Raw genomic sequence first — 23,644 nt, 5'->3', positions numbered from 1 at the left:
CCGGATCACCTGGTGGCAGAGATCGATTCACGAACCTTTCGCGCCGCGGTGACCATGTTCGTCAGCGATGCGACCACCTCGTCGGTGCCGCGCGTCTTCAGGCCGCAGTCGGGATTGACCCAGAGACGTTGGGCATCAACGGCATCGAGGGCCGCCGCGAGCGACTTCTCGATCTCCTCGGCATCCGGTACGCGGGGGGAGTGGATGTCGTACACGCCCGGACCGACACCGTTGGCGAAGCCGACCGCGTTGAGGTCGTCGAGCACCTCCATGTGCGAGCGGGCCGCCTCGATCGACGTCACGTCGGCATCGAGGGCGGCGATCGCCCCGATCACCTCACCGAACTCCGAGTAGCACAGATGGGTGTGGACCTGCGTGGAGTCGTCGACCCCCGCGGTGGCGAGTCGGAAGGCCCGGACCGCCCACTCGAGGTACGCCGGCTTGTCGACGCTGCGCAGTGGCAGCAGTTCACGCAGCGCCGGCTCGTCGACCTGGATGATGCCGACCCCGGCGCGCTCGAGATCGACGGTCTCGTCGCGGATCGCGAGCGCGATCTGAGAGGCCGACGTCGAGAGCGGCTGGTCGTTGCGGACGAACGACCACGCCAGGATCGTGACCGGTCCGGTCAGCATCCCCTTGACCGGCTTGTCGGTCAGCGACTGCGCGTAGGTGATCCAGTCGACCGTCATCGGGTTCGGGCGGGTGACGTCGCCGAAGAGGATCGGCGGACGCACGCATCGGGTGCCGTAGGACTGCACCCAGCCGTTGGCGGTGGCGAAGAACCCGTCGAGCTGCTCGGCGAAGTACTGGACCATGTCATTGCGCTCGGGTTCGCCGTGCACGAGCACGTCGAGTCCGATCTTCTCCTGCAGCGCAACCACTTCGGAGATCTCCGCGCGCATGCGGCGATGATACTCGGCGCGGTCGATGGCCCGCGAGCGCAACGCCGCCCGCGCCTTGCGGATGGCGGTGGTCTGCGGGTACGAGCCTATGGTCGTGGTGGGCAGCGCGGGCAGGCCGAGGCGCGCGTTCTGCTCGGCGATCCGCTCGACCGCGACACCCCTGGTGACGTCGGAGTCGGTGATCGCGGCGAGTCGGTCGCGGACCGCCATATCCCGCAGACGAGGGTCGCTCTGCCGGGTCTCCAGTGCCGACCGGCACACCTCGAACGCCTCCAGTTCGCTGTCGCGACCGTTGCGCAGGGCCCGGGACAGCGTGGCGACCTCGCCGAACTTCTCCGCGGCGAAGGCCAGCCAGCCGCGCAGGTTGGCATCCAGAGCGTCCTCCCCGGCCAGTGAGTACGGCACGTGCAGCGTCGAACACGACGTCGACACCGCCAGGGAGCCGGCGGAGCCGAGCAGGGTACCGAGGGTCGCCAGCGCGCGGTCGAGGTCGGTGCGCCACACATTGCGGCCGTCGACGACGCCCGCGACCAGGAGCTTCGAGGAGAGCTCGGGTACCGCAGCGACCGACTCGACGGTGCCTTCCACCAGATCGACGGCGATGCCCTCGATCCCGGTGCGGGCCAATGCACCGAGTGCGTCACCGGCGTCCCCGAAGTAGGTGGCGACCAGGATCGCCGGACGCCGGGTGACCTCGCCCAGTCGGCCGTATACGGCGGCGGCGAGATCCGGGAGACCGTCGACGATGTCGGTGACCAGGGCGGGCTCGTCGAACTGGACCCACTCGACACCGGCATCGACCAGCCGGTCGAGCAACTCGATGTACAGCGGGAGGAGATCGTCGATCCGCGTGATCGGTGCGGGTCCGTCGGAGACCGCCTTCGCCAGTGCGAGGAATGTGATGGGGCCGACGACCACCGGCCGCGCCGTGATCCCGGCGCCGTGTGCCTGGGCGATCTCGGACAGGACCTTGTCCGGCCGCAGCGCGAATGCGGTGTCCGGGCCGATCTCGGGAACCAGGTAGTGATAGTTGGTGTCGAACCACTTCGTCATCTCGAGTGGGGTCACCTCGGCGGTGCCGCGCGCCGCCGCGAAGTAGCGGTCGAGCGGATCGTCGATACCGGCCACTCGCGGCGGCAGGGCGTCGAGCATGACGGCGGTGTCGAGCATCTGGTCGTAGAGCGAGAACGTGTTGACCGGAATCGAATCGATTCCCGCCGTGGACAATTCCTCCCACGAGCGGCGCCGCAGATCGGCGGCGACGACATCGAGCTCGGCGGCCGAGACGCGTCCCGCCCAATAGCCCTCGACAGCGCGTTTGAGTTCGCGGTGCGGGCCGATGCGGGCGGTGCCCAGAGTGGTCGCCGTGAAGTGGCGGGCGGATTGCGGTGTTGTCGGCGGTGTCGGTACTGCTGTCGACATGATGAGTGAACTCCTGCGAACGACGTGGACGGTCCACCGCCCTGCAGGGTGAGTCGAGCAAGCCCCATCGACGTCCGCTGAGCGCGGACGTCGTGATTCGCCAGTTCGACCTGCGCCCATTCCACGAGGCGGTGAGCCACCGGACGCGGCGCGTCCGGTACACCTGGCAGGTCTTCGGGCTCGTCGGCGGGCACCGACCCGGCACATACCAGGCGGGGCGTCCTACTGACCGTCGCTTCCCGGACCTTCGGTCCAGTGCATGTGACGGTGGTCGTTCCGACATACCGCTGCGGGACAGCTCCGGATTCTCACCGGATTCCCTCTTCATCGGCGACGATCGTCAACCAGACGACGGCACCGATGTCGACGCCGGCCGGGAAGGTAGGGGCTCCATGTCTCCCGCGAGCGGCGAACCAACTGCGTCGCCCAGAGTAGCGAGGACGATCGGCCGGGCCAACACCCGGCATGCTCGTTTCGCCCCGAGGGGCGGCACGATCCTCAGCCGGCGGTCGAGGCGTCGGACTCGATGCCGCACTGTGCCGCCGCCCGTCGCAGTATCCGTTGCGCGTCGCGGAACAGGTGACTGTACTCGGAGCCCTGTGGGCTGGTGCCCTGGCCGGCCTGCCGGAGCAGCGTCGCGGCCAGCGCGGATGCGGTCCGGGGCGGGATCACCAGCAGCGTGACGGTGGCGCGATCGGCGGTGATGGACATGAGCGGCAGCATGTCGGGCGAGTTCTCGGAGTCGAATCCGGGATAGCGCGCGAAGTTGCGCCAGTTCACGTCGATGCGTGAGATGGTGCCCAGTCGGCTGCGCGCGGCGATCTGCAGGGCAGGCAGCTCCTGAGAGATCTGGGATGTGTAGGGCAGCCAGGCGCCCGCCACGGCGAGTGTCAGGTCGGGTGCGAGTTGAAGGCGGGTCGGACCGAGCGCGGGCGCCACGGCGATGCCGCTGATCAGTCTCGCCTGACGCTGGATGACTCGTCTGGCGCGTCGGAGAACTCCAGGTCGGCGGTTGCCGACGAGGTCTGGACCGCGGCGTGCGTGGTGTCGGTGGTGTGCGAGAACAGGGTCGAATCGTTGGACATGGGGCATCCGTTCGGAGAAATGTGAGGTGGATTGCGGCTCGAGCGAGTCGCTCCACCGCCGACTCGGTCCGCGCGACTGCGGGGACTCGGCTAAACGTCGACTTCATCCTGACTGTACCCCCTGGTCGCGGGAGTGTGACGCATTGGCGGCCGGTGTGTGCCGGGGCCGCGGTCGAACGGCGCGGTCGGCGGGCGCGGTCGGCGGGCGCGGGCCGGCGCTCAGCTGCCGCGATAGGTGGAGTACGAGTACGGGCTCAGGAGTACCGGGACGTGGAAATGCCGGGCCGGGTCGTCGATGGTGAAGCAGATGTCGATCTGTGGGTAGAAGCCCTCGATCTTGTTGGCGGCGAACCACTCTCCGGTGTCGAACACCAGGTGGTAGATGCCGGCGGGTAGGGCGTCGGCGCCGACCTGACCGATCCGGCCGTCGGCGTCGGTCACGCCGGCGGCCAGCTCTGCGCCGGACTCGTCGCGCAGGCTGACCGCGACGCCGGTCGCCGGGGTACCGTTCGCCGCGTCGAGGACATGGGTGGACAGTCCTGTCACGTCGGGGCCTCCTCCTCGAGGTAGATGCTCGCCGGGGTCAGCATCCGGACGAGCCGGCTGCGGTTGATCTTCGCCAGCTCCATCCGCATCACCCTGCGCTCGGTGGTCGGATCGTTGTTCATGCGCTGCTTGAGGATGTCGAGCAGCTCGTCGGCCGGTCGCCCGTTGGCGAACACCAGATAGACGTGGCCGAACTTCTCCTCGTAGGCGGCGTTGAGCTCCTTCAGTTCGGCCAGTACCTCGGCCTGCGCGTCCGCGACCCCCGATTGCTCACGCGCCGACGACGGGTTGTCCGGCCGGTCCCCGATACGCGGATGACCGGCCAGCGCCTCGTCGAGGTCGGTGTCGGTGAGCTCGGCGAGGATCAGGTCGGCGTACTCCAGCAACGCCTCGTCGTCGGAGAACGGACGCGCCCGCGCCACCCGCAGCGCCCAGATCGACGAACTGCAGCACTCGTAGAGCTGATGAATTGCCTGGCGTTCGGAGAGCTCGTTGAAACTTGGCACACCCCGCCAATCGACACGCCGCATGCAGCCCAGCCTAGGAGAGTTCCGGTTGCCGGCTGAAACGGGCCGAGGTGATCGGATTGGCGTCGGCGACCAGGTCGTCGAATCGGTAATTGGCGATCTTGGCGATCTCGATCAGCGCGAACGACTTCTCGCTGCGCTCCGCGTTGTCCATCCGTGCCCAGCCGTTGCGCAGCACCCGGTCGTACCGTTCGGTCTCGCGGGCACAGATCACCAGCGGGAATCCGAAGTGGTCGCGGTAGGCGGAGGCGAGGTTGACGACGTTCTCGTGCTCGGTCTCCTCGAGGTGGGTGAGTCCCTTGTGGTCGATCGCGACGAGTTCGCCCGCCTCGTCCTCGGCGCCCAGATCGGGGAAGGCCTTGATCAGTTCGAGTTGCTCGGCGTCGCTGCCGGTCAGCATCGCGTCCTGGAATGCGCTGCGCAGATCGTGCACGTCCTCGAACGGCTTCTGATCCCATGCCCGGTCCAGCACCCAGTCGACATTCTGTGCGACTCCGCCGAAGGTCTCGCGGAACTGCTCCTTGGTCATCGTGTTGACCTCGTCGAGCGTGATCGCGCCGCCGCCGGCGACCGCCGGCCCCTTCGCGCCGACGTGGAAGAACAGCAGGTTCAACAGGATCGCGGTGATGGCGCCCATCGTGATGCCGGTGGAGAACGGGATCTGCAGGATCAGGTTGGGCATCGCCTGGTCCACGCCGGGCAGCGCGGGTACGTCGACCTGCTGTCCCGACTTCTCGATGACGGTGGTCGGCGACGACGACTGCGAGAACTGCACGTAGAGCGCCACCGCGAGCGACGTCGCCGAGATGATCAGGTTGCGGTGATCGGTGAAGTCGACCGACGTCAGTGTCTGGATGCCGACGATGGCGACAGTCGCGAACATGATCAGCGCGGCGCCGCCGAGGACGGGCGCCGGGATCGACTCGACGACCTTCGCCAGCTTCGGCAGCAATCCGAGGATGATCATGATGACACCCGCGCACGCCACCACCCAGCGGCTCTTGACCCCGGTCAGGCGGACGAGACCGACATTCTCGGAGAACGCGGTGTACGGGAACGAGTTGAACGATCCGCCGATGACGGTGGCGAGACCGTCGGCGCGCACGGTCGCCGCGACGTCGTCCTTCTTGATCCGCTTGCCCACGATCTCACCGGTCGCGAAGACCGAACCGGTCGACTCGACCGCGACCACCATCAGCACCACGATCAGCGAGACGATGGCGACGATGTCCCAGCGCGGCCACCCGAAGGCGAACGGGGGCGTGAATCCGAGCCAACTGGCCTCGCCGACCGAGGAGAACGAGGCGTCGCCGAACAGCCATGCGACGAAGGTGCCGATGACCAGACCCATCAGCACCGCGATGGTCGCCATGAATCCACGGAAGAAGCGCTGCATCAACACGATCAACAGAATCGTGCCGAGGACGTAGAGGACCCAGCGCCAGTTGGCCGAGTCGGTCATATGGGTGGCCGGATCGCTGACGGCGTCGCCCGCACCCACCGGGATCAGGCAGATGCCGATGATGGTGATCAACGTCCCGGTCACCACCGGCGGGAGGAAGCGGATGAGTTTGGCGAAGAACGGCGCGATCAGAAAGGTGAAGACGCCAGCTGCGATCACCGCGCCGTAGACCGTCTGCAAGCCGACCCGGCCGCCCCCGTTGTTGTTGGCGATCTGGATCACCGGCGCCAGGGTCGCGAAGGTGATGCCCTGCAGGAGCGGGAGACGGACACCGATCTTCCAGATGCCGACCGCCTGCAGCAACGAGGCGATGCCGCAGGTGAACAGGTCGGCGGTGATCAGCATCGTCAGTGCCTCGGAATCGAGGTCGATGGCTCGGGCGATCAGCAGCGGCACCAGTACCGCGCCCGCGTAGAACGCGACGACGTGCTGGGTGCCCAACGCGACGAGCTTGCCCGCGGGCGGCACCTGATCGACCGGGTGGACGCGCCTCTTCTTCTTCGGCGCTTCTGCCGGGGCGGTGGAATCCGTTGCCATGTCCCTCTCACCTTCTGCTTGCAGCCTTGGGGTCCGGGGCGCGCGGCGCCCACGGTGGCAGGTAAATAGTGGACCGGCCAACGGTTTTCCGCTTGGTGGTGGATCGTATATTTCGGTCGCGTAAAAGGGGCGGATCGGACAGCAGGAGGTGACGTGATCGGTGGTGGCGGATTCCGGTGACCGGGTGGTGCCGACGGCAGGCGACGATGGTGGCGGCGTGCTCGGTGTGGTGCTGGCAGCCGGCGCTGGGACCCGGTATGGAGAGCCGAAAATAGTTGCGCGGCAAGGGGAATGGCTGGAGAATGCGGTTCGTGCACTCGCGGACGGGGGGTGTCGCGAAGTGGTCGTGGCGATGGGTGCCCGGGTTGTCGAGCCGCCCGCGGGGGCATCGGTGCTGTGGGTGCCGGACTGGGCCGATGGGCTCGGCGCGACGGTGCGCCGCGCGGTCGGGGTGGCTCGCGGACGGTCGTGGGTGGCCGGGATGGTTTTACATGTTGTTGACACACCGGATGTCGGTGCGGCGGTGGTGGAGCGTGTCGTCGGCGTGGCCGCGCGGCGGCGCGACGTCTTGGCGCGCGCGATGTTCGGTGGCCTGCCGGGCCACCCGGTGTACGTGGGCGCCGATCATCTCGACGCGATGACCGAGACGCTGCACGGTGACGTCGGTGCCGGACGGTATCTGGCGGCGCACGCCGCCGACGTGCTGGGCGTCGACTGCGGCGATCTGGCGTCCGGGCGGGACCGGGATCGCCCGAACTGAACGGCAGGACCGGCCAACCCCTGCCGGTCGGCCCGAACCGACGGATCCGCCGCGAGCGGGATCCGGGCTAGGGCATGGGGATCGCGTCGGTCAGTGCGTCGGTGATCTCCAGGCCGATCGCGGCCGCTCCGAACCGGGCGACGGGACCGGTCGCGGCGGCGAGCGCCGACTGGTGTCCCGATCGTGCGCGGCCCTGCAGCGGGACCGGCGTGCCGTCGTCGCGGAAGCCGATCAGCGCGACGAGTTCACCGGTCGTCGGTTCACAGACCGCCCACGTGAATGCCGTCTCCGCAGACCACCCGGCCGTCGCCGAAGCGACGTAGCCGGCCGGGTCGTCGAGTCCGAGGTCGTCGAGCGCGGGGACGTCGGAGATGCGGTCGTCGGCGCGCAGCGCGCGCAGGTACCACGCGCCGGCATTGATCTCGACGGCTTCCACGGGTCCTGCGGTCTGCTTCGCTACTTCAGTTCGAGCAGCAGGGTGCCCTGGGTGACCGCGGCGCCCGCCTCGACGGCGAGACCGGTGACCACACCGTCCTTGTGGGCGGTGACCGGGTTCTCCATCTTCATCGCCTCGAGCACGACGACCAGCTCTCCGGCGGAGACCTCCTGGCCTTCCTCGACGGCGACCTTCACCACGGTGCCCTGCATGGGGGCCTGCACGGCGTCGCCGGAGACCGCGGCATTGCCGCCCTTCTTGCGCGCGCGCGCCTTCGGCTTCTTGCGGACGACACCGTTGCCGGCGCCACCGCCGCCACCGAGGGTCAGATCACCCGGCAGCGAGACCTCGACCCGGCGGCCACCGACCTCGACGACCACGTTCTGACGCGGCAGCGACTCGTCGTCCTCGATCGGCTCGCCACCCGTGTAGGGCTCGATCGGGTTGTCCCAGTCGGTCTCGATCCACTTGGTGTAGATGTCGAACTTCTCGTCGCCGTTCTCGTCGGTGTGCCCGTGGAACGCCGGGTTCTCGACGATGTGCCGGTGGAACGGGAGCACCGTGGCAAGACCCTCGACCTGGAACTCGGCCAGCGCACGCGCCGACCGCTCGAGTGCCTGTTCGCGGTTCTCGCCGGTGACGATCAGCTTGGCGAGCATCGAGTCGAACTGTCCACCGATGACGTCGCCCTCGACGACGCCCGAGTCGACACGCACACCGGGGCCGGTCGGCTCCTTGTACACGGTGATGGGGCCCGGCGCGGGCAGGAAGTTGCGGCCGGCGTCCTCACCGTTGATGCGGAACTCGAACGAGTGGCCGCGCGGCGTCGGATCCTCGGAGATCTCCAGCTTGTCGCCGTTGGCGATGCGGAACTGCTGACGCACGAGGTCGATGCCTGCGGTCTCCTCGGTGACCGGGTGTTCCACCTGCAGGCGGGTGTTGACCTCGAGGAAGGAGACCAGGCCGTCGCTGCCGACGAGGAACTCGACGGTGCCCGCGCCGTAGTAGCCGGCCTCGCGGCAGATCGCCTTGGCGGATTCGTGGATCTTGGTGCGCTGTTCGTCGCTGAGGAACGGCGCGGGGGCCTCCTCGACGAGCTTCTGGAAGCGACGCTGCAGCGAGCAGTCGCGGGTCCCCGCGACGATGACGTTGCCGTGCTGGTCGGCGATCACCTGGGCCTCGACGTGGCGGGCCTTGTCGAGGTAGCGCTCGACGAAGCACTCACCGCGACCGAACGCGGCGACCGCCTCGCGGGTGGCCGACTCGAACAGGTGCGGGATCTCCTCGATGGTGTAGGCGACCTTCATGCCGCGGCCGCCGCCGCCGAACGCCGCCTTGATCGCAACGGGCACGCCGTGTTCCTCGGCGAATGCGACGACCTCGTCGGCGTTCTTGACGGGGTCCTTGGTGCCGGGAGCCATCGGCGCGTTGGCCTTGAGTGCGATGTGGCGCGCGGTGACCTTGTCACCGAGGTCGCGGATCGACTGCGGGGACGGTCCGATCCAGATCAGGCCCGCGTCGATGACGGCCTGCGCGAAGTCGCCGTTCTCGGAGAGGAAGCCGTATCCGGGATGAACGGCGTTGGCGCCCGACTTGGCGGCGGCGTCGAGGATCTTGTCGAACACCAGGTACGACTCTGCGGAGGTCTGTCCGCCGAGGGCGAATGCCTCGTCGGCGAGTTTGACGAACAGCGCCTCGGCGTCCGGCTCGGCATAGACGGCGACGCTGGGGATACCGGCATCTCGGGCGGCCCGGATGACGCGCACGGCGATCTCGCCGCGGTTGGCGATGAGGACCTTGGAAATACTGTTCGCAGAGGGACTTGGCACTTGTTCTCCTGGGCGTCGCGCCGCTCGTGAGCGGCACTGGCTGGTAAGTCGGACATCACTCGTCTTGGTGTCCACCCGTGGCGGCCGGGTGCGGGCCGGACGGGTGACGCACGACACTTGGAGTCTAAGCGTCGCGTGTTCCGGGCAACACCATAGCCCACCGAGCAATTGATCGGTCGGCTGCGGTCAGGTTACCGATGAGTACCGTGTCGGTCACCCCTGGGTGCCAAACGTGCTGGTATCGCCGATCTCTCGGAGGAGCTGCGCGAAATCACGCAGGTAGGCGTGGACCGGACCGATATCGGTGGTCTCGCCGTCGCCGATCTCGGCGACCGGAACGTCCGGGTGATCGGGCGGAGTGGGATTGTTCACTCCCGCCTCGGGACCGGCCGCGACCGCGACGGGCTCGGGTGGGAAACGCGCGGAGACCCGGATGCCCGATGGGGTCCGGTTGATCCAGATGTAGACCTCGTGCGGCGCGTAGCTGTGGCTGCGCAGCACCTTCGCCCGGCCCGCGTCCGCGGCGGCCGCGCCCGGTGCGTAGCGGGTGTCGATGAACGAGATGACGAAGCGGGGCTCCCCGCGTTGACCGATGAGTTCGGCCACCCGCAGGAAGGGCAGTGATGCGCCCTGCCTGCATCGTTTCAGTTCCGCCGTGGCCCGCACCACCGCCTGATCGAAGGTCGGCGAGTCGGAGACGTCGATGCAGAAGGGGGCGACGGCGACGAACCATCCCAGAGCGGTCAGCCAGCGCTTGTCGTCGCGGGTGTGGCGGGGCAGGACGCAGCGGAACTCGGGGTCGCCGGTGTGCCGGTGGTAGACGAGCGCGAAGGCGGCCAGCACGCCTGCGGTCATCGTCCCGCCGGCCGCCGAGCAGACCGCGGTGAATCGGTTGGCGGCGTCGTCGTCGAGAACGACACCGGTGATGGCGTCCTGCGGGACCGGCGAGTCGTCGCCCGGCTCGACGACCGGTCCGGGCAGTCGGGCTGCCGAAGGTTCCGGGTCACTCCGCCGCAGGTGGAATCCCGGCATTCCTCCCCGGCCGGCACGCAGGAATGTGGACCATATCGCGGCCGCCGGATGGTCGGCGCCGGTCTGGTCGGCCTGGCGTCGCTCCTCGGCACTGAAGTCGACGTAGCTGCCGACCTCCGGGAGTTCGGGTTCGGTGTGGTCGCGGGCCGCCCGGTACAGGGTGACCAGTTCGTGCTGCGCCATGATCAGCGAGTAGCCGTCGACCAGCGAGTGGTCGGCGGCGAACAGCAGCGTGAACGAATCCTCCCGGCCGACGGTGGCGAACATGTACGCCGGCCAGTGCAGGGGTGCCGTGGCCCGGTCGAACGCACCGGCGATCTGCTCGACCAATGGTCCCGATTCGGTGTACCAACCGATCCGGCCCATCTTGAGTTTGACCGTGCCGGGCGCGGTGCTGAGCCGTTGCAGGCCGTCACCCTTGATGACCACGTGGCTGCGGAGCACCTCGTGGCGGTCAATCCAGCGCATCAGCGTCGCACGCACCGCCGGGATCGACAACGGCTCGTCGAATTCGATGGAGACCCCGAGCCAGGATTCGCGACCGCCCTCGCGGCGGGTGCGGAGGCGATACTCGAACGCCGACCGCAGGTGTTGTTCGTGGTTGTGGGAGGTCAGGCGGGAATCGTGAATCCAGGTGCCGAGACCGCCGGGCACGTAGGGCATCCACTCGACGAGTCCGCCGGGATCGATGGGCTCCTCACGGATCTGGATGAACTTCATGTCCCGAGGGACGGCCCGCCGGCTCGGTCACCCGACCGTGCGGCACGGACCTGGGACTTGATCCGGCCGAGCATCCCTGCCATGCCGCGCAGGCGCAGCGGACTCACCGCCGAACCGAGGCCCAGATCGTGGTAGAAATCGGCCGGCACGGCAAGGATGTCGTCGGCCGACGCGCCGTCGAGCCCCTGATGCAGGATCGACGCGAAGCCACGGGTGGTCGGTGCCTCGGGCGGTGCGCTGAAATACAGCCGCACCGACGCCGGGTCGGTTGCGTCGACCGACAGGAAGACCGGCGACTGGCATTCCGGTACCGGTTCCATGGCGTCCTCGCGCAGGTGTCCCGGGAGGTCGGGCAGTTCGCGGGAGAACTCCAGGAGGAGTGTCACCTTGTCCGAGTCGCCGAGTGCGCCGAAGTCCTCGACGATCTCGGCCAGTGGTGCGGGCAGACTCATATCTCAGGCGGGGGCCGAGCCCGGCTCCGGGCCGATGGCGATCGGCACACGCACGGCGTTGCCCCACTCGGTCCAGGACCCGTCGTAATTGCGTACGTTCTCAAAGCCCAGCAGATGGGTCAGGACGAACCAGGTGTGGCTCGATCGCTCGCCGATGCGGCAGTAGGCGATGGTCGGCGTCGTCGGATCGAGATCGGCGTAGATCTCGTCGAGTTCGGTCTTGGACCGGAACCGGCTGTCGGGAGCGGCCGCCTTGGCCCACGGGATCGACACGGCGGTGGGGATGTGCCCGCCGCGCAGTGCACCCTCCTCCGGATAGTCGGGCATGTGGGTGCGCTCGCCGGTGTACTCCTGCGGTGACCGGACGTCGACGAGTGGCGCGGTGCCGAGCGAGGCGAGCACCTCGGGGGCGAATGCGCGGATACGGCTGTCGTCGCGCTCCACGACGGGGTAGTCGGAGCGGGGATACTCGGGGACGTCGAAGGATGTGTCGCGGTCCTCGGACATCCAGGCGTCGCGGCCGCCGTCGAGGAGTCGGACGTCCTCGTGGCCGAAGAGGGTGAAGACCCAGAGGGCGTAGGCGGCCCACCAATTGCTCTTGTCGCCGTAGATCACGATGGTGTCGTCGCGCTCGATGCCCTTGCTGCGCATCAGTTCGGCGAACTGCTCGCCGTTGATGTAGTCGCGGGTGACCGGGTCATTCAGGTGCAGGTGCCAGTCGACCTTCTGCGCCGTCGGGATGTGGCCGATGTCGAAGAGCAGGACGTCTTCGTCGGACTCGATGATCTTGAGTCCTTTGGCGCCGAGGTGCGCCGACAGCCACTGGGTCGTGACGAGACGCTCCGGGTGCGCATAGGTGGCGAACGCCGGATTCGGATCTGTCTCAACGCTCAACTGCGGTCCCTTCATGAGTGTCGTCGGTCCGCAACCAGGCTGTCGTGACGGATCCGCCGACGCGCGGTGTCTCGCACATGAGCCTACCCACAGATGAGGTCGGTGTGGTGTGCGGTGTGCCGGGGCGGATCGGTGCGGTCGCGGGTGCCTCAGCCCGCGCGATGTCGCGGCTCGGCGGCATGGATGTGGTGTACCCGTGCGTCGAGTGCCGCGAGGACCCGGCGCATCGTCCGGTGTGCCACCGGGGTGTCCGGGTAGCGGGTCCGGACATGGATGCCGTCGAGGTCACGCCAGAACCAGAACTGTGCCCCGTCGGTCTCGCGTGAGCTGGAGATCTGTCGGGTCGAGATATGTTCGGGGAGACCGAGTTTGCGGTAGTCGACGTAGGAGACCATGAACACGTCGTTGCGATTGGCGCGGATCAGGTCGGCGTAGGTCCGGTAGACCGGCGTCAGGCCGATCCGCGCGAGGGGCAGTGCCTCGCCGAGACGGGTCGAATTGGTGCGCAGTGCCGTGCCGACCGCGGCGCGGGCGCTCAACCGGATCGGGGCGTTTCCCACCAACCAGCCGACCGTCCGCCGGTCGTCGGCACCCCACCGGGTGTGTACCGGGAGGATGGTGGCCAGTTCGGCGGGACCACCGGCGTCGTGAACGGCGTCGGCGACGGCGGTGAGCAATGCCGGGTAGGTGCGGGCGTTCACCGCGTGTACGGCCCGCTCGAAGCGGCGCGCGGAAGCGGTACACATCAGTGTCCGGATGTCGGTGTGCACGTCGGCGGTCTCGCCGCGGGCCAGACCGAGGTCGAGGGGGAACTCCGGAACCGCCCAGTCGTTGGCGGCGAGGAACTCGCCCCACGCACCCAGGCGCGGATCGTCGGCGGCCACCACCGGGGCGGACTCCTCGATCGTTCGGATGTCGAGGTAGCTCGCCGGCTGTGCCACCGGGGTGCCGGCCAGGTCGTCGGCGAGGTCGGCGGCGATCACCGCCAGTGAGTACGCGTCGACGTAGCAGTGGTCGAAGGCGACGATGAGGGTGGTCGACGTGGGTCGGCGAACGGCGACGAAGAAATGGTGCAGGGGAGTGAACGGCGAGCAGGCCGTGGCGATCTCGGCGAGCAGACCCTCGGCGAGCCGACCGGCTGCGCCCCCGGTCGGCGGTGCGGCGGGGACCGGGGTGACGGTGACCGTCCCGGCGGGTACGCAGTGGCGGTGGTACTCCTCGCCGTCGGCCACGAAATGACAGCGCAGCACCTCATGTCGGTCGATGAGCGCCCGCAGGGCGTCGGTCAGGTCGTCGACGGCGACCGCTTCGTCGAACTCGAGCGCGAGCGCCAGCCAGCCGGCGGCGCGGTGGCGGCGCACGGCATCGAGATGGAACTTCTCGTTCTCCGACGGCGGCACGGCGACGGGCTCGGACGGCGCGGATGCCGACAGCTCCCATCGGTGGACGTCGCCGGGCTCGATGTCGACGGTGTCGACTCCGCACAGTTTCACGATGACGCCCCGATCCGCGGATTGGCGCCGATCGACGGATCCGCACCCTCGGCGTATGCCGTCAACCAGCGTTGGACGGCGTCGGCGTAGGCGTCGAAGGTGGAACGCGCGGTGGGATTGTCCGGGATGTGGGCCAGCATGGTGAGTTTGTCGGTGTAACGCGTGAACCACATGTTGGCGTTGCGGGTCAGGCCGATCGCCGGGAAGCAGGTGACCCGCTGCAGAACCGGGTCGTCGCTGCCGGGGATCTTGCGGAAGTCGATGTAGGACACCATCTGTGGCGAACCCTCGTCGGGAATGTAGCTGCCGTCGGCGGCCAGCACCGCCAAGGCCACGTGGACCGGCAGGGTCGCGAGGTCGCGCGCCCGCGCGACGGCATCGCCTGCCGCGCTGACGACCGAGCTGAAGGGCGTGCCCGCGGCGACCGGGAACTCGACGGGGGCGAAGTTGCACAACCAGCCCTGGGTGCTCGCGTGCCCGTCGGGGCGGGTGGCCAGCACCGTCGCAGTGAAATATCTTTCGCTGCCGAGCAATTCGTGCTGCGCGGCCGCGAGGGCGGCATAGATCACGCCGACGAAGGACTGGCGGGCGCCGCCGTGCGCGTCACACGCGTCGAGTTGGTTGCCGGAGAGCAGGGTCCGCTGGATCGGCCGGGCGAGCGCGGGCTCGCCGTCGGCGAGGCCGATGTCGAATGGGAACCGTGGCACGCGACCGTCGTTGGCGGACAGGATCTCCCGCCACTGCGCGATTCGCGGATCGAGCGGGTCGGCGGTCGCGACGATCGCCTTCTCGGCGGCGATGTAATCGCCGAACGTGCCCGCGTCCGCGGGCCGCGGGACGTCCCCGTCGCGGAATCCGCGATAGAGCCGGGCGATCTCGTGGAGCCCGAGGAACTGCGAGAAGCCGTCGGTGTGCGCGTGATCCGTCCCGATGTAGAAGGTGAACCGGTCGCCGGCGTCGACCGCACCGTAGATGACGCCGGGCATCCGGTCGAAGATCGCCTCGGTCTCGATGCGATCGACGATGTGGCCGATGACGTCGTCGTCGTCGGCGAGATGCGCACCGTGCTCGACGGTGACGTACTCGGTGACCTCGGCCGGTGCCACCCGGCGGACGGGTCCGGTGTCGTCGAGACCGTAGACCGCGCGCAGTTCCTCGTGCCGGCGGGTGAACGCCGTCAGCGCCGCGGCCATGGCCGGGCGGTCGAGTGGGCCGTCGAACACCGTGACCGCCGATGCTGTCCCGGTGTGGGTCTCGCCGCGGCCCTGTTTGGCCGCGGCGGCGACGAGGTGGTCGGACTGCAGGAAGGTGACCCCGTCCGGGGTGCGCTCGGCGGCGGCGAGCGCACCCTCCGGGTCGGCCAGGCGCCACTGCACCGTCGTGCCGCCGACGAGTGGGAAGTGTAGGAGCGGGGTCCGGCTCATCTGGTCCTAGGGCGCGTTCGTGGAGTCGAGAACCGGTGCGTCGTAGGCGAGATCACCATCGGCGATCACCGTCTTCAGGATCTGGTGGAACGTGGAGATGAAGCGGTGGACGGTGTCGGCCTGCGGGCCGGTGGGGAACCGCGACGAGATGTTGGTGCCGGCCGGGACCCGGTTGATCCAGAAGTAGACCTCGTCGGCGTTGCGGGTCGAACTGCGCAACACCCGGGCGTTGCGCGGCTCCCACTCGTCGGCTCCCTCGGCGTGACGTAGGTCGATGTAGGAGACGACGAGTCCGGGTGGGGTGGTGTCGCCGCCGATGAGGTCGGCGATCGGGGCGAACGGTGCGGCGCCGACGCGCTTGTACTCGGCCGCGCTGGCCGCGATCGGGCCGATGGCCTCGCGGAAGGTGGTCGCACCCTGCGTCCGCAGGTGCACCGGGATGATGCCGACGAACCAGCCGGCGGCCTCGCCCCACTGCAGTTCGCTGCGGGTGTGGATCGGGTTGATGAAGCGGAGGTCACCCGACCCGCTCAGCCGTGCCGCGGCCATCGACAGCGCGGTGTAGATCCCGGCCTGCATGTTGGCGCCGGCGTCCTTGCAGAGGGCGTTGAACGCGGCGGTCTCCGACGCGTCGAGCAGCCACGAGGAGAGGGTGGCCTGGAATCCGCGTTCGGGCGTGCGCTCGGCCACGATCGTGGGCTTCTCGGCGGTGTCCACGGGCAGGGTGATGGGGAATCGCGGCATGGGCGTCGGTTGTGTCGACTCCGGATCGGCGGCCGCGAAGAACCGACTCCACCCGGCGACGGCGTCGTCGGAGTCGCGGATCTGGTCCCCGAGCGCGCGCTCCGCGTCGGAGAAGTCGACGTAACTGCCGAAGTCGGCGAGACCGTCGGGTTCGCCGGAGACGACCGATTCGTAGATCGCGGTGAGTTCCTTGATCGCGAAGACCTGGGTGTAGGCGTCCATCACGGTGTGGTCGGCGGCGAAGACGAGCAGGAAGGCGTCGTCGCGGTCGCGGAGCTCGACGGTGACGGCGACGCAGTGCGGCCACGTCAACGGGCTGACCGTGGTGTTGAAGTACTCGTTGATCCGCTCGAACACCTCGGTGCTGCCGAGGTCGGTGCCCATCGGCCGGCGCGAGACCGATACCGCGTCGGCCGACAGGGTGATCCGTCGCGGTTCGCCCGATCCGCCGTCGGTGACCGACGTCCGGAACGCCTCGTGGCGCGCGTACCAGCGCATCATCGTCTGCGCCAGGGCGTCGCCGTCGAGGGGGCGATGGATCATGAAGGCGGTACCGATCCACTGGCTGTACCAGGCGTCGCCCTCGGCCGCCGCGCGGTTGGCGTGCTCGACGTGCATGTACGACAGACGCCGGTCGTCATCGGACCACGCGTCCGGTGTCGCCTCGGGGACCCATGCGGTCAGGGTGCCGCCGGGGAGTGGGTAGTCGGCGAGCTCGGTGTATTCCATCAAAACTCCTTCGTCAATGTCATCGCCCCCGCGGGATCATCGGTGTCAGCGGCTCAGACCTGCTCTGATGAACGGCCAGCTGCGGTGTAGCTGATCGACCCAGTAGGGCCAGGAGTGGGTTCCGGGGTCGACGTAGTGGAACGACGCCCGGATTCGTTGTGCGGCGAGCTGGGCCTGGAGGTTCTGGGTGCACCACAGCGAACCCAGTTCGATCGCACCCCCGACGACCTGACGGTCGGTCGGGTCGGAGTTGCCCGGGTAGCCGGGTGCGTCGTACCGACCAGCTCGTCCCGTCCCGGTCGAGACGTACACGGCGCTACCCCGCAGGCCGGCGGAATGGCGCAGCACGTCGTGCGCACTCCAGGCGGGGTCGTCGGGCGGGCCCCACATGTTGTCGGGGTCGCCGCCGAACGCCGAGACGATGCCCCGCACATAGGCCTGTCCGGCCGGTCCGGTGGTGGTGTAACAGCCGCTGTAGGCGGCGACGGCACGATAGAAGCCGGGGTTGCGGGCGGCCAGCATCAGGCTCGAGCCGGCGCCCATCGACAAGCCGGCGATGCCGCGGCGTCCGTTGCCGTCGAACCGGGCGTCGATCAGCGGGGGCAGCTCCTTGGTGAGGAACGTCTCCCACTTGTACCGGCCCAGTTTCGGGTCGTCGCGCTGCCAGTCGGCGTAGAAACTGCCGTTGCCGGCCAGTGGCAGTGCGACGGTGACGTTCTTGTCGGCGAAGAACTGCTCGGCGTCCGATTTCAGCAGCCAGATGCTCTTCTGCGGGTCCTCTTCACCCAGGCCGCTGAGCATGTACAGCGACGGCCGGGGTCCGCTCTGCACCCGCGGCACCAGTACCTGCACCTTCACGGTCTTGTGCATCGCGACCGAGTACACGTACACGCCGTAGCGGGTCGGGCCCTCGCGGACGACGCGTTCGATGGTCGGTGACGTCGGGGCGGCCGACGCGATGCTCGCGGTGCCCAACAACGTGGCCACCGTCGCGACGACGATGGCGGCGACCGCGGTGACGCGGGCGAAGCGGCGGCCGGACGCGCCGGTGGCGAACTCTCGGACCGGTCGTGTCCGAACAATCGTCATCGACTGTCTACTCCTCGGTTCAGGTGCGCGCGAGCGAGGTGCCGCACAACAAAGTTAGGTAAGCCTAAATCTGTTCCATTTGCAAGTGAAACTAACCATAGGGTGCCGCGAACCCCACGGTCCAGTCGTTCAGGTGAGAAATGTCACCACTTCTGCGCGGTCAAACCCCAACGCGCACATTCTTTTTCAACGCTTGTTGCAAGTTCGTGGGACGTCGGGAAGGCCACCGGGTCGAGCCCGGAGACCGCGAGGGTGGTGGTGTGCCCGGTGTCATGAAACCATGCCGCGAGCCCCCCGCGGAGCCGGATGAGGCGTTCGCGGCTCACCCCTTGGGTGGTCGCACGGGATGCGAACGTCTCGACCCGACTCGGCTCGCCGAGGCCTGCGAACCCGGGATCGACGACACCGCCGTTGGATGCCAAGGCGAGAGGCGTTGCGGCGTTGCGGCTGAGCGCGTTGACGGCGGCGTCCGGCAGGGCCTGCATCAGCGGCTGTAGGCGCAGGAGACGGCTGGATTTCTCGCCCGCGGCCCGGTAGGCGTCCTTCGCCAGCGTGCGGATCGCGGCGAGGTCGCGATCGCGGCTCAACGCGGCCGGGACGTCGAGGGTGAGGCCGGTGGTCGAGTTGGCGCGGGTGTCCTCCACCGGACGCAGCGACATCGGCACGGATACCCGGACGCGGTCCTCCCAGGTGGCTCGTCCGCTCTCGACGATCAGGCCGATGACGATCGCGACGAACAACGCGTTGCTCGTCCCCCCGGCATTCGCGAACGTCGCGCGCCAGTCGTCGCCCGGGATGGCGACGATGGTCAGCGGGGTCCTGATGGGGTTCTCGCGGGCCATCTCGTCCGATGACGGTTCGGGCGGGCGCGGGGTCGACAGCGACGTCACCGGGGCGACGAACTCGGCGGCGGGCACCTCGTGCCGCGTGGCCCGTCCGTCGCGGACCAGACCGGCCAGGCCGGCACCGATGCTGCGTAACTGACCGAGTGCGTCACGGACGTTGTCGGACAGTGAGGGCGTCGCCGGCGCGTAGGCGTCGGCGAGCGTGTCGTCGGGGGCGGTCGCCTGCATGATGGCGCGCCCACCCAGCCAACCGTCGCCGACGGCGTGGGACGAGCAGAGGGTCACCATGCCGCCACCGGAGGCCAGCGGCGCCGCGCGCAGTTCCCACACCGGACCGTTCGCGAGGTCGAAGCGGACGTCGGCCGCACGCTCGATCCAGTCGAGGATCTCGTCGTCGGCGAGCGGTGGGTCGAGGTGGGTGCGACCGGCGGCATCGCCCGCGGCGGTCCAGTGGTCGCGGACGAACGGGAGTCGACTGCGGTGCAGGCGGCGACTGATCGGGCTCTCGAGGAGACGACGTCCGATCCGCTCGAGCTCCGCGGCGGAGAGCGGTTCGGTGAGCCGCCAGATCGCCTGGCTGAGCACCGGGACCCCGAACGCGCGGTCCATGCGGATGAAGAGATCGTCGTCGTGGGTGGTGCGCTCGACGTAGGAAGTCACGCGGACGAGCCTAAACGCCACAGCGTCGTGACGTCGATGCCGACCTCGTCGAGCAGGCGGCGGACGGTGGGCAGACCGATCCCGATCACCGACGAGGGGTCGCCGTCGATGGCGTCGACGAACCAGCCGCCGAGTCCGTCGAGGGTGAAGGCGCCCGCCACGGCGAGTGGCTCACCGGTGGCGGCGTAGGCGTCGATCGTCGGGTCGTCGATGTCGGCGAAATGGATCGTCGTCGATGCGGACGCCTGCGCGGTGCCGACGACCCGGGAGGCGTTGATCCGGGTGACCTGGTGGCCGGTCAGCAGCTGCCCCGACCGGCCCCGCATGCGACGCCACTGGTCGCGGGCGGCCGGGACGGTGTGTGGCTTGCCGCTGAGCCTGCCGTCGAGCAGGAGCATCGAATCGCAGGTCAGCACAACCACGTCCGAGCTGTCCCGGTCGCCGCTCAGCACGGCCGCGACCACGGCGTCGGCCTTGGCGCCGGCGAGGCGCACGACGACCTCCGCCGGCGGAGCATCCCCGAGGGTCGCCAGCAGCGCGTCCTCGTCGACGTCGGAGACGATCACCCGAGGGTCGAGTCCGGCGTCGCGCAGGACCCGCAGGCGGGCAGGCGATGCGGAGCCGAGAACCACCGAGGTGGTGGTCACCACCTCAGATTGGTGAAGCTGGTGGGTGCACCCCACACCGGACGCAGCCGGTCCTCGGCCCGTCCCCAGTCATCGCGCGGTCCGGTCTCCGTGTGCCCGCCGTCCGACGATCCGGATGCGGCGGCCACCAGGGACACCAGCACGGCGACATCGTCGTCGCTGGGATTGCCGCGCACGATGCGCAGGAACGGCGCGGCGGGGGCGGCGTCGGTGGCGTTCTCGCTCATAGGGGGATGTTCCCATGCTTCTTGGGCGGAAGGGTGACCATCTTGCGCTCGAGCAGGCGCAGCGCGGTGGCGATCTGGCCACGGGTGTGGCTCGGCGGGATGACCGCGTCGACATACCCGCGCTCGGCGGCGACGTACGGGTTGACCAGGGTGTCCTCGTACTCCTGCTGCAGCTGCAGACGGAGGGCGTCGACGTCGTCGCCGTTGGCGGCCGCGTCCTTGAGCTGACCGCGGTAGACGAAGCCGACCGCGCCGGAAGCGCCCATCACGGCGATCTGGGCCGTCGGCCACGCCAGGTTGACGTCGGCGCCCATGTGCTTGGAGCCCATCACGTCGTACGCGCCGCCGTAGGCCTTGCGGGTGATGATGGTGATCTTGCCGACGGTGGCCTCGCCGTAGGCGTAAAGCAGCTTGGCGCCGCGGCGGATGATGCCGTTGTATTCCTGGTCGGTACCCGGCAGGAAGCCGGGGACGTCGACCAGCGTGACGATCGGGATGTTGAAGGCGTCGCAGGTCCGGACGAACCGCGCGGCCTTCTCCGATCCCTTGATGTCCAGACATCCGGCGAACTGCGTGGGCTGGTTGGCGACGATGCCGACGCTGCGGCCGTCGACGCGGCCGAAGCCGATGACCACGTTGGTCGCGTAATCGGCCTGGACCTCGAGGAACTCGTCGTCGTCGAGGATGCGGCGGATCACCTCGTGCATGTCATACGGCTGGTTGGGCGAGTCCGGGATCAGGGTGTCGAGCTCGAGGTCCTCGTCGGTGAGGGTGTCCTCGATCGACCCGGCCGCCGGCTGGGCCACCGGCAGTCGCGGTGCCTCGGCCCGGTTGTTGCTGGGCAGGTAGCCGAGCAGATCCTTGACGTACTCGAGCGCGTCCTCTTCGTCCTGTCCGACGTAGTGGGCGGTGCCGGACTTCGACATGTGGGTGTGTGCGCCACCGAGGTCCTCCATGGTGACGTCCTCACCGGTGACCGTCTTGATGACGTCGGGGCCGGTGATGAACATCTGGCTGGTCTTGTCGACCATCACCACGAAGTCGGTGAGCGCGGGCGAGTAGACGTGTCCGCCGGCCGCGGCGCCCATGATCAGCGAGATCTGCGGGATGACGCCGGACGCGCGGACGTTGCGGTGGAAGATCTCCCCGTACAGGCCGAGGGAGACGACGCCCTCCTGGATGCGGGCGCCCGCACCTTCGTTGATGCCGATCAGCGGGCGGCCGGTCTTGATCGCCAGGTCCATGACCTTGACGATCTTCTCGCCGTAGACCTCGCCCAGGCTGCCGCCGAAGACGGTGACGTCCTGGCTGAAGATGCAGACCTCGCGGCCGTCGATGGTGCCGTAGCCGGTCACCACACCGTCGCCGAGCGGACGACGCTCGGCGAGGCCGAAGTTGGTGCTGCGGTGACGCGCCAGCGCGTCGAGTTCGACGAACGAGCCGTCGTCGAGGAGGTGGGTGATGCGCTCACGGGCGGTGAGCTTGCCCTTCTCGTGGATCTTGTCGACCGCAGCCTCGCCGACGGGGTGCTTTGTCTCCTCCAGACGGTTCCGCAGATCGGCAAGCTTGCCTGCCGTGGTGTGGATGTCGGGAGCGGCGCCGTCCTCGCGCGAAGCTGTCGTCATGACGACGATGCTAACTACCCGGGTGTGAGCCACGTCAACCGGATCAACGTGAGATTGCCCTCATGTTCCCGAGTGATCGGTCGGGAGGCCTCGACGTCCAGCGCGCCTCGGTGCCGACTCGTCCGCCGGGATGCTGTGTGACGTGCGTGTTCGGCAAGTAGCGTCTCGGGTATGACCGTGGATGACGCGACGCCGGATGCCTCGATGCTCACCGAACTCCTCGCCGGTACCCGCTGGCACACGATCGAGGTGGTCGACGCGACCGGGTCGACCAACGCCGACCTCGTCGAGCGCTCCGCCGGCGAGGACGTGGGCGGGACCGTCCGGATCACCACCGATCAGACCGCCGGCCGCGGACGCCACGCACGCGTGTGGTCCGCCCCCCGCGGCAGCCAGCTCGCCATGTCGGCGGCGGTGAAGGTCGGTGATCACACCGAACACCTCGGATGGTTGTCGCTGATCGCCGGCCTCGCGGCGGTACAGGCCGTCGACGACGTGGTGGGGGTCAGGCCCGGGCTGAAATGGCCCAACGACGTGCTGATCGAGGACCGCAAGGTCGCGGGCATCCTGTCGGAGTACACGCGGTCGCCGTCGGGTGGCATCGCGGTGATCGGGATCGGCATCAACACCGCGATGACTGAGGACCAGTTGCCGGTCCCGACCGCGACGTCGCTGCAGATCGTCACGGGGAAACCGGTGTCGGCGAGCGATCTGGCCGCAGCGTTCCTGCGCGCACTGTCCGATCTCCTGGCACTGTGGCCCGACGACGTGGCGCGTCTCGCGGAGATCTATCGCGAGCGCAGTGACACGGTGGGGCGACGGGTGCGACTGACCCTGCCGGGCGATCAGGAGGTTGTCGGGCTGGTGACCGGGGTCGACTCCGCCGGCCGGATCGTGATCGACGCGGACGGACGTGAGGTGGTCGCCGCGGCCGGCGACGTCACCCACCTGCGGGCGATCGGGGACTGACCGCTCAGTTGCCCCGGATGCTCTTGTGTCCCATCGCGGGCACCAGGGCGAGGATGGGTATGCCGATCACCAGATGCAGTACCGCGGTGGCGATGCCCACCGACAGTTCCGCCGACAACACCAGCGGGATGATCACCGCGGCCGCGATGAGCAGACCGACGATCCAGCGGAAGAACTGATCGGGCGACGGCGTGATCAGCTGCAACACGTACCAGAGCGCACCGGCGGCCAACGCGCAGAGGAAACCGACGACGGCGAACCAGAACTCGTCGCGGGCGACGGGATTCCACACGCCGAACTTGCCGGCCTCGTTCACGCGCTCCACGAGCGCGCGGATCACCCACGCGACCAGCCATGCGGCGAGTCCGGTGACCACACCGGTCATCACCACTCCGCCGACGAACATCGTCGGATTGATGTCCGGGCCGAGGCGCGGCTTGGGCGGGTGCGCGGCGCCGCCGGGCGGTGGGTAGGCCTCGGATCTGCTGTACGCCTGTGGCTCCGGTTCGTAGCCGGGCTCGTACCGGGCGGTGCGCGGGTCGTACGGGTCACGCGGGTCGCGGTAACTCATGGCTTCTCCTTGACCTG

At 68.7% G+C, this 23,644-nt stretch carries 22 protein-coding genes and 1 riboswitch; of the genes, 2 read left to right on the top strand and 20 right to left on the bottom strand.

The annotated features are described in order from the left end of the window. Window positions 1–5: 5 nt before the first annotated feature. The 6 genes from metE to D7316_RS07070 form a co-directional block, all read right to left on the bottom strand. On the bottom strand, window positions 6–2,324 hold the full coding sequence (gene metE / locus D7316_RS07090; protein WP_124707654.1) for a 5-methyltetrahydropteroyltriglutamate--homocysteine S-methyltransferase: 2,319 nt from the start codon (window positions 2,322–2,324) through the stop codon (window positions 6–8). Window positions 2,325–2,472: 148 nt separating this feature from the next. Then, window positions 2,473–2,688: riboswitch (cobalamin riboswitch) on the bottom strand. A gap of 134 nt (window positions 2,689–2,822) precedes the next feature. Next, window positions 2,823–3,263 (bottom strand): DUF5994 family protein, encoded by a 441-nt coding sequence (locus D7316_RS07085; RefSeq protein WP_124707653.1) that lies wholly within the window; start codon window positions 3,261–3,263, stop codon window positions 2,823–2,825. Window positions 3,264–3,277: 14 nt separating this feature from the next. Next, window positions 3,278–3,409 carry a hypothetical protein gene (locus D7316_RS27615; protein ID WP_269462489.1) on the bottom strand — a complete coding sequence of 44 codons (132 nt, stop codon included), beginning with the start codon at window positions 3,407–3,409 and terminating at the stop codon, window positions 3,278–3,280. A 219-nt stretch (window positions 3,410–3,628) separates the two neighbouring features. Next, complete coding sequence (gene uraH / locus D7316_RS07080; protein ID WP_124707652.1) at window positions 3,629–3,955, bottom strand: hydroxyisourate hydrolase; 327 nt, start codon at window positions 3,953–3,955, stop codon at window positions 3,629–3,631. Further along, window positions 3,952–4,485, bottom strand: coding sequence for a 2-oxo-4-hydroxy-4-carboxy-5-ureidoimidazoline decarboxylase (gene uraD / locus D7316_RS07075; protein ID WP_124707651.1), 534 nt, complete (start codon window positions 4,483–4,485; stop codon window positions 3,952–3,954). Before uraD ends, uraH begins: the two co-directional genes overlap by 4 nt. A 10-nt stretch (window positions 4,486–4,495) precedes the next feature. After that, window positions 4,496–6,481 (bottom strand): solute carrier family 23 protein, encoded by a 1,986-nt coding sequence (locus D7316_RS07070; protein ID WP_124707650.1) that lies wholly within the window; start codon window positions 6,479–6,481, stop codon window positions 4,496–4,498. A 160-nt stretch (window positions 6,482–6,641) separates the two neighbouring features. Between D7316_RS07070 and D7316_RS07065 the strand changes: the two genes are divergently transcribed. Further along, window positions 6,642–7,241, top strand: coding sequence for a nucleotidyltransferase family protein (locus D7316_RS07065; RefSeq protein WP_232016808.1), 600 nt, complete (start codon window positions 6,642–6,644; stop codon window positions 7,239–7,241). 67 nt (window positions 7,242–7,308) lie between these two features. Here the strand turns inward: D7316_RS07065 and D7316_RS07060 are convergent, their stop codons facing one another. From D7316_RS07060 to D7316_RS07000, 13 genes are all read right to left on the bottom strand, one after another. Further along, the gene (locus tag D7316_RS07060) at window positions 7,309–7,677 is read right to left on the bottom strand and encodes a GNAT family N-acetyltransferase (RefSeq protein WP_124707649.1); all 369 of its coding nucleotides are present in this window, start codon (window positions 7,675–7,677) and stop codon (window positions 7,309–7,311) included. Window positions 7,678–7,697: 20 nt separating this feature from the next. Further along, entirely contained in the window at window positions 7,698–9,506 is a 1,809-nt protein-coding gene (locus D7316_RS07055) for an acetyl/propionyl/methylcrotonyl-CoA carboxylase subunit alpha (RefSeq protein WP_124707648.1), read from the bottom strand. A 213-nt stretch (window positions 9,507–9,719) separates the two neighbouring features. Beyond that, window positions 9,720–11,258 (bottom strand): condensation domain-containing protein, encoded by a 1,539-nt coding sequence (locus tag D7316_RS07050; protein ID WP_124707647.1) that lies wholly within the window; start codon window positions 11,256–11,258, stop codon window positions 9,720–9,722. Then, window positions 11,255–11,710, bottom strand: a complete 456-nt coding sequence (locus tag D7316_RS07045; RefSeq protein WP_124707646.1) for a SufE family protein — start codon at window positions 11,708–11,710, stop codon at window positions 11,255–11,257. Before D7316_RS07045 ends, D7316_RS07050 begins: the two co-directional genes overlap by 4 nt. 3 nt (window positions 11,711–11,713) lie before the next feature. After that, window positions 11,714–12,604 (bottom strand): sulfurtransferase, encoded by an 891-nt coding sequence (locus D7316_RS07040; protein WP_124707645.1) that lies wholly within the window; start codon window positions 12,602–12,604, stop codon window positions 11,714–11,716. A 149-nt stretch (window positions 12,605–12,753) separates the two neighbouring features. Then, entirely contained in the window at window positions 12,754–14,097 is a 1,344-nt protein-coding gene (locus D7316_RS07035; RefSeq protein WP_164473747.1) for a condensation protein, read from the bottom strand. Then, window positions 14,094–15,521 carry a condensation domain-containing protein gene (locus D7316_RS07030; protein WP_124707643.1) on the bottom strand — a complete coding sequence of 476 codons (1,428 nt, stop codon included), beginning with the start codon at window positions 15,519–15,521 and terminating at the stop codon, window positions 14,094–14,096. Before D7316_RS07030 ends, D7316_RS07035 begins: the two co-directional genes overlap by 4 nt. A gap of 6 nt (window positions 15,522–15,527) precedes the next feature. Next, window positions 15,528–16,994 carry a condensation domain-containing protein gene (locus D7316_RS07025; RefSeq protein ID WP_124707642.1) on the bottom strand — a complete coding sequence of 489 codons (1,467 nt, stop codon included), beginning with the start codon at window positions 16,992–16,994 and terminating at the stop codon, window positions 15,528–15,530. A gap of 45 nt (window positions 16,995–17,039) precedes the next feature. Then, the gene (locus D7316_RS07020; protein WP_124707641.1) at window positions 17,040–18,083 is read right to left on the bottom strand and encodes an alpha/beta hydrolase; all 1,044 of its coding nucleotides are present in this window, start codon (window positions 18,081–18,083) and stop codon (window positions 17,040–17,042) included. Between the two features lie 143 nt (window positions 18,084–18,226). Further along, window positions 18,227–19,588 carry a non-ribosomal peptide synthetase family protein gene (locus D7316_RS07015; RefSeq protein ID WP_124707640.1) on the bottom strand — a complete coding sequence of 454 codons (1,362 nt, stop codon included), beginning with the start codon at window positions 19,586–19,588 and terminating at the stop codon, window positions 18,227–18,229. Further along, window positions 19,585–20,238 carry a Maf family protein gene (locus D7316_RS07010; protein ID WP_124707639.1) on the bottom strand — a complete coding sequence of 218 codons (654 nt, stop codon included), beginning with the start codon at window positions 20,236–20,238 and terminating at the stop codon, window positions 19,585–19,587. Before D7316_RS07010 ends, D7316_RS07015 begins: the two co-directional genes overlap by 4 nt. Then, window positions 20,232–20,462, bottom strand: a complete 231-nt coding sequence (locus tag D7316_RS07005; RefSeq protein ID WP_124707638.1) for an acyl-CoA carboxylase subunit epsilon — start codon at window positions 20,460–20,462, stop codon at window positions 20,232–20,234. The genes D7316_RS07010 and D7316_RS07005 overlap by 7 nt, the downstream gene beginning before the upstream one ends. Next, window positions 20,459–22,087 carry an acyl-CoA carboxylase subunit beta gene (locus tag D7316_RS07000; protein ID WP_124707637.1) on the bottom strand — a complete coding sequence of 543 codons (1,629 nt, stop codon included), beginning with the start codon at window positions 22,085–22,087 and terminating at the stop codon, window positions 20,459–20,461. The genes D7316_RS07005 and D7316_RS07000 overlap by 4 nt, the downstream gene beginning before the upstream one ends. Window positions 22,088–22,258: 171 nt before the next feature. Between D7316_RS07000 and D7316_RS06995 the strand changes: the two genes are divergently transcribed. Continuing rightward, entirely contained in the window at window positions 22,259–23,056 is a 798-nt protein-coding gene (locus D7316_RS06995) for a biotin--[acetyl-CoA-carboxylase] ligase (RefSeq protein ID WP_232016807.1), read from the top strand. Window positions 23,057–23,060: 4 nt separating this feature from the next. Here the strand turns inward: D7316_RS06995 and D7316_RS06990 are convergent, their stop codons facing one another. Further along, on the bottom strand, window positions 23,061–23,627 hold the full coding sequence (locus D7316_RS06990; RefSeq protein ID WP_124707636.1) for a hypothetical protein: 567 nt from the start codon (window positions 23,625–23,627) through the stop codon (window positions 23,061–23,063). Window positions 23,628–23,644 lie beyond the last annotated feature (17 nt).

This window comes from Gordonia insulae (genome assembly GCF_003855095.1).
GTDB lineage: Bacteria > Actinomycetota > Actinomycetes > Mycobacteriales > Mycobacteriaceae > Gordonia > Gordonia insulae.
Note: the sequence above shows the minus strand (reverse complement) of the source record. Positions and strands in the feature narration are given on the sequence as shown.

Coding starts and splice junctions, on each gene's coding strand:
- metE (WP_124707654.1), bottom strand. CDS start 2,324: ATGTCGACAGCAGTACCGACACCGCCGACAACACCGCAATCCGCCCGC.
- D7316_RS27615 (WP_269462489.1), bottom strand. CDS start 3,409: ATGTCCAACGATTCGACCCTGTTCTCGCACACCACCGACACCACGCAC.
- uraD (WP_124707651.1), bottom strand. CDS start 4,485: ATGCGGCGTGTCGATTGGCGGGGTGTGCCAAGTTTCAACGAGCTCTCC.
- D7316_RS07070 (WP_124707650.1), bottom strand. CDS start 6,481: ATGGCAACGGATTCCACCGCCCCGGCAGAAGCGCCGAAGAAGAAGAGG.
- D7316_RS07050 (WP_124707647.1), bottom strand. CDS start 11,258: ATGAAGTTCATCCAGATCCGTGAGGAGCCCATCGATCCCGGCGGACTC.
- D7316_RS07045 (WP_124707646.1), bottom strand. CDS start 11,710: ATGAGTCTGCCCGCACCACTGGCCGAGATCGTCGAGGACTTCGGCGCA.
- D7316_RS07030 (WP_124707643.1), bottom strand. CDS start 15,521: ATGAGCCGGACCCCGCTCCTACACTTCCCACTCGTCGGCGGCACGACG.
- D7316_RS07025 (WP_124707642.1), bottom strand. CDS start 16,994: ATGGAATACACCGAGCTCGCCGACTACCCACTCCCCGGCGGCACCCTG.
- D7316_RS07020 (WP_124707641.1), bottom strand. CDS start 18,083: ATGACGATTGTTCGGACACGACCGGTCCGAGAGTTCGCCACCGGCGCG.
- D7316_RS07005 (WP_124707638.1), bottom strand. CDS start 20,462: ATGAGCGAGAACGCCACCGACGCCGCCCCCGCCGCGCCGTTCCTGCGC.
- D7316_RS07000 (WP_124707637.1), bottom strand. CDS start 22,087: ATGACGACAGCTTCGCGCGAGGACGGCGCCGCTCCCGACATCCACACC.
- D7316_RS06995 (WP_232016807.1), top strand. CDS start 22,259: ATGACCGTGGATGACGCGACGCCGGATGCCTCGATGCTCACCGAACTC.
- D7316_RS06990 (WP_124707636.1), bottom strand. CDS start 23,627: ATGAGTTACCGCGACCCGCGTGACCCGTACGACCCGCGCACCGCCCGG.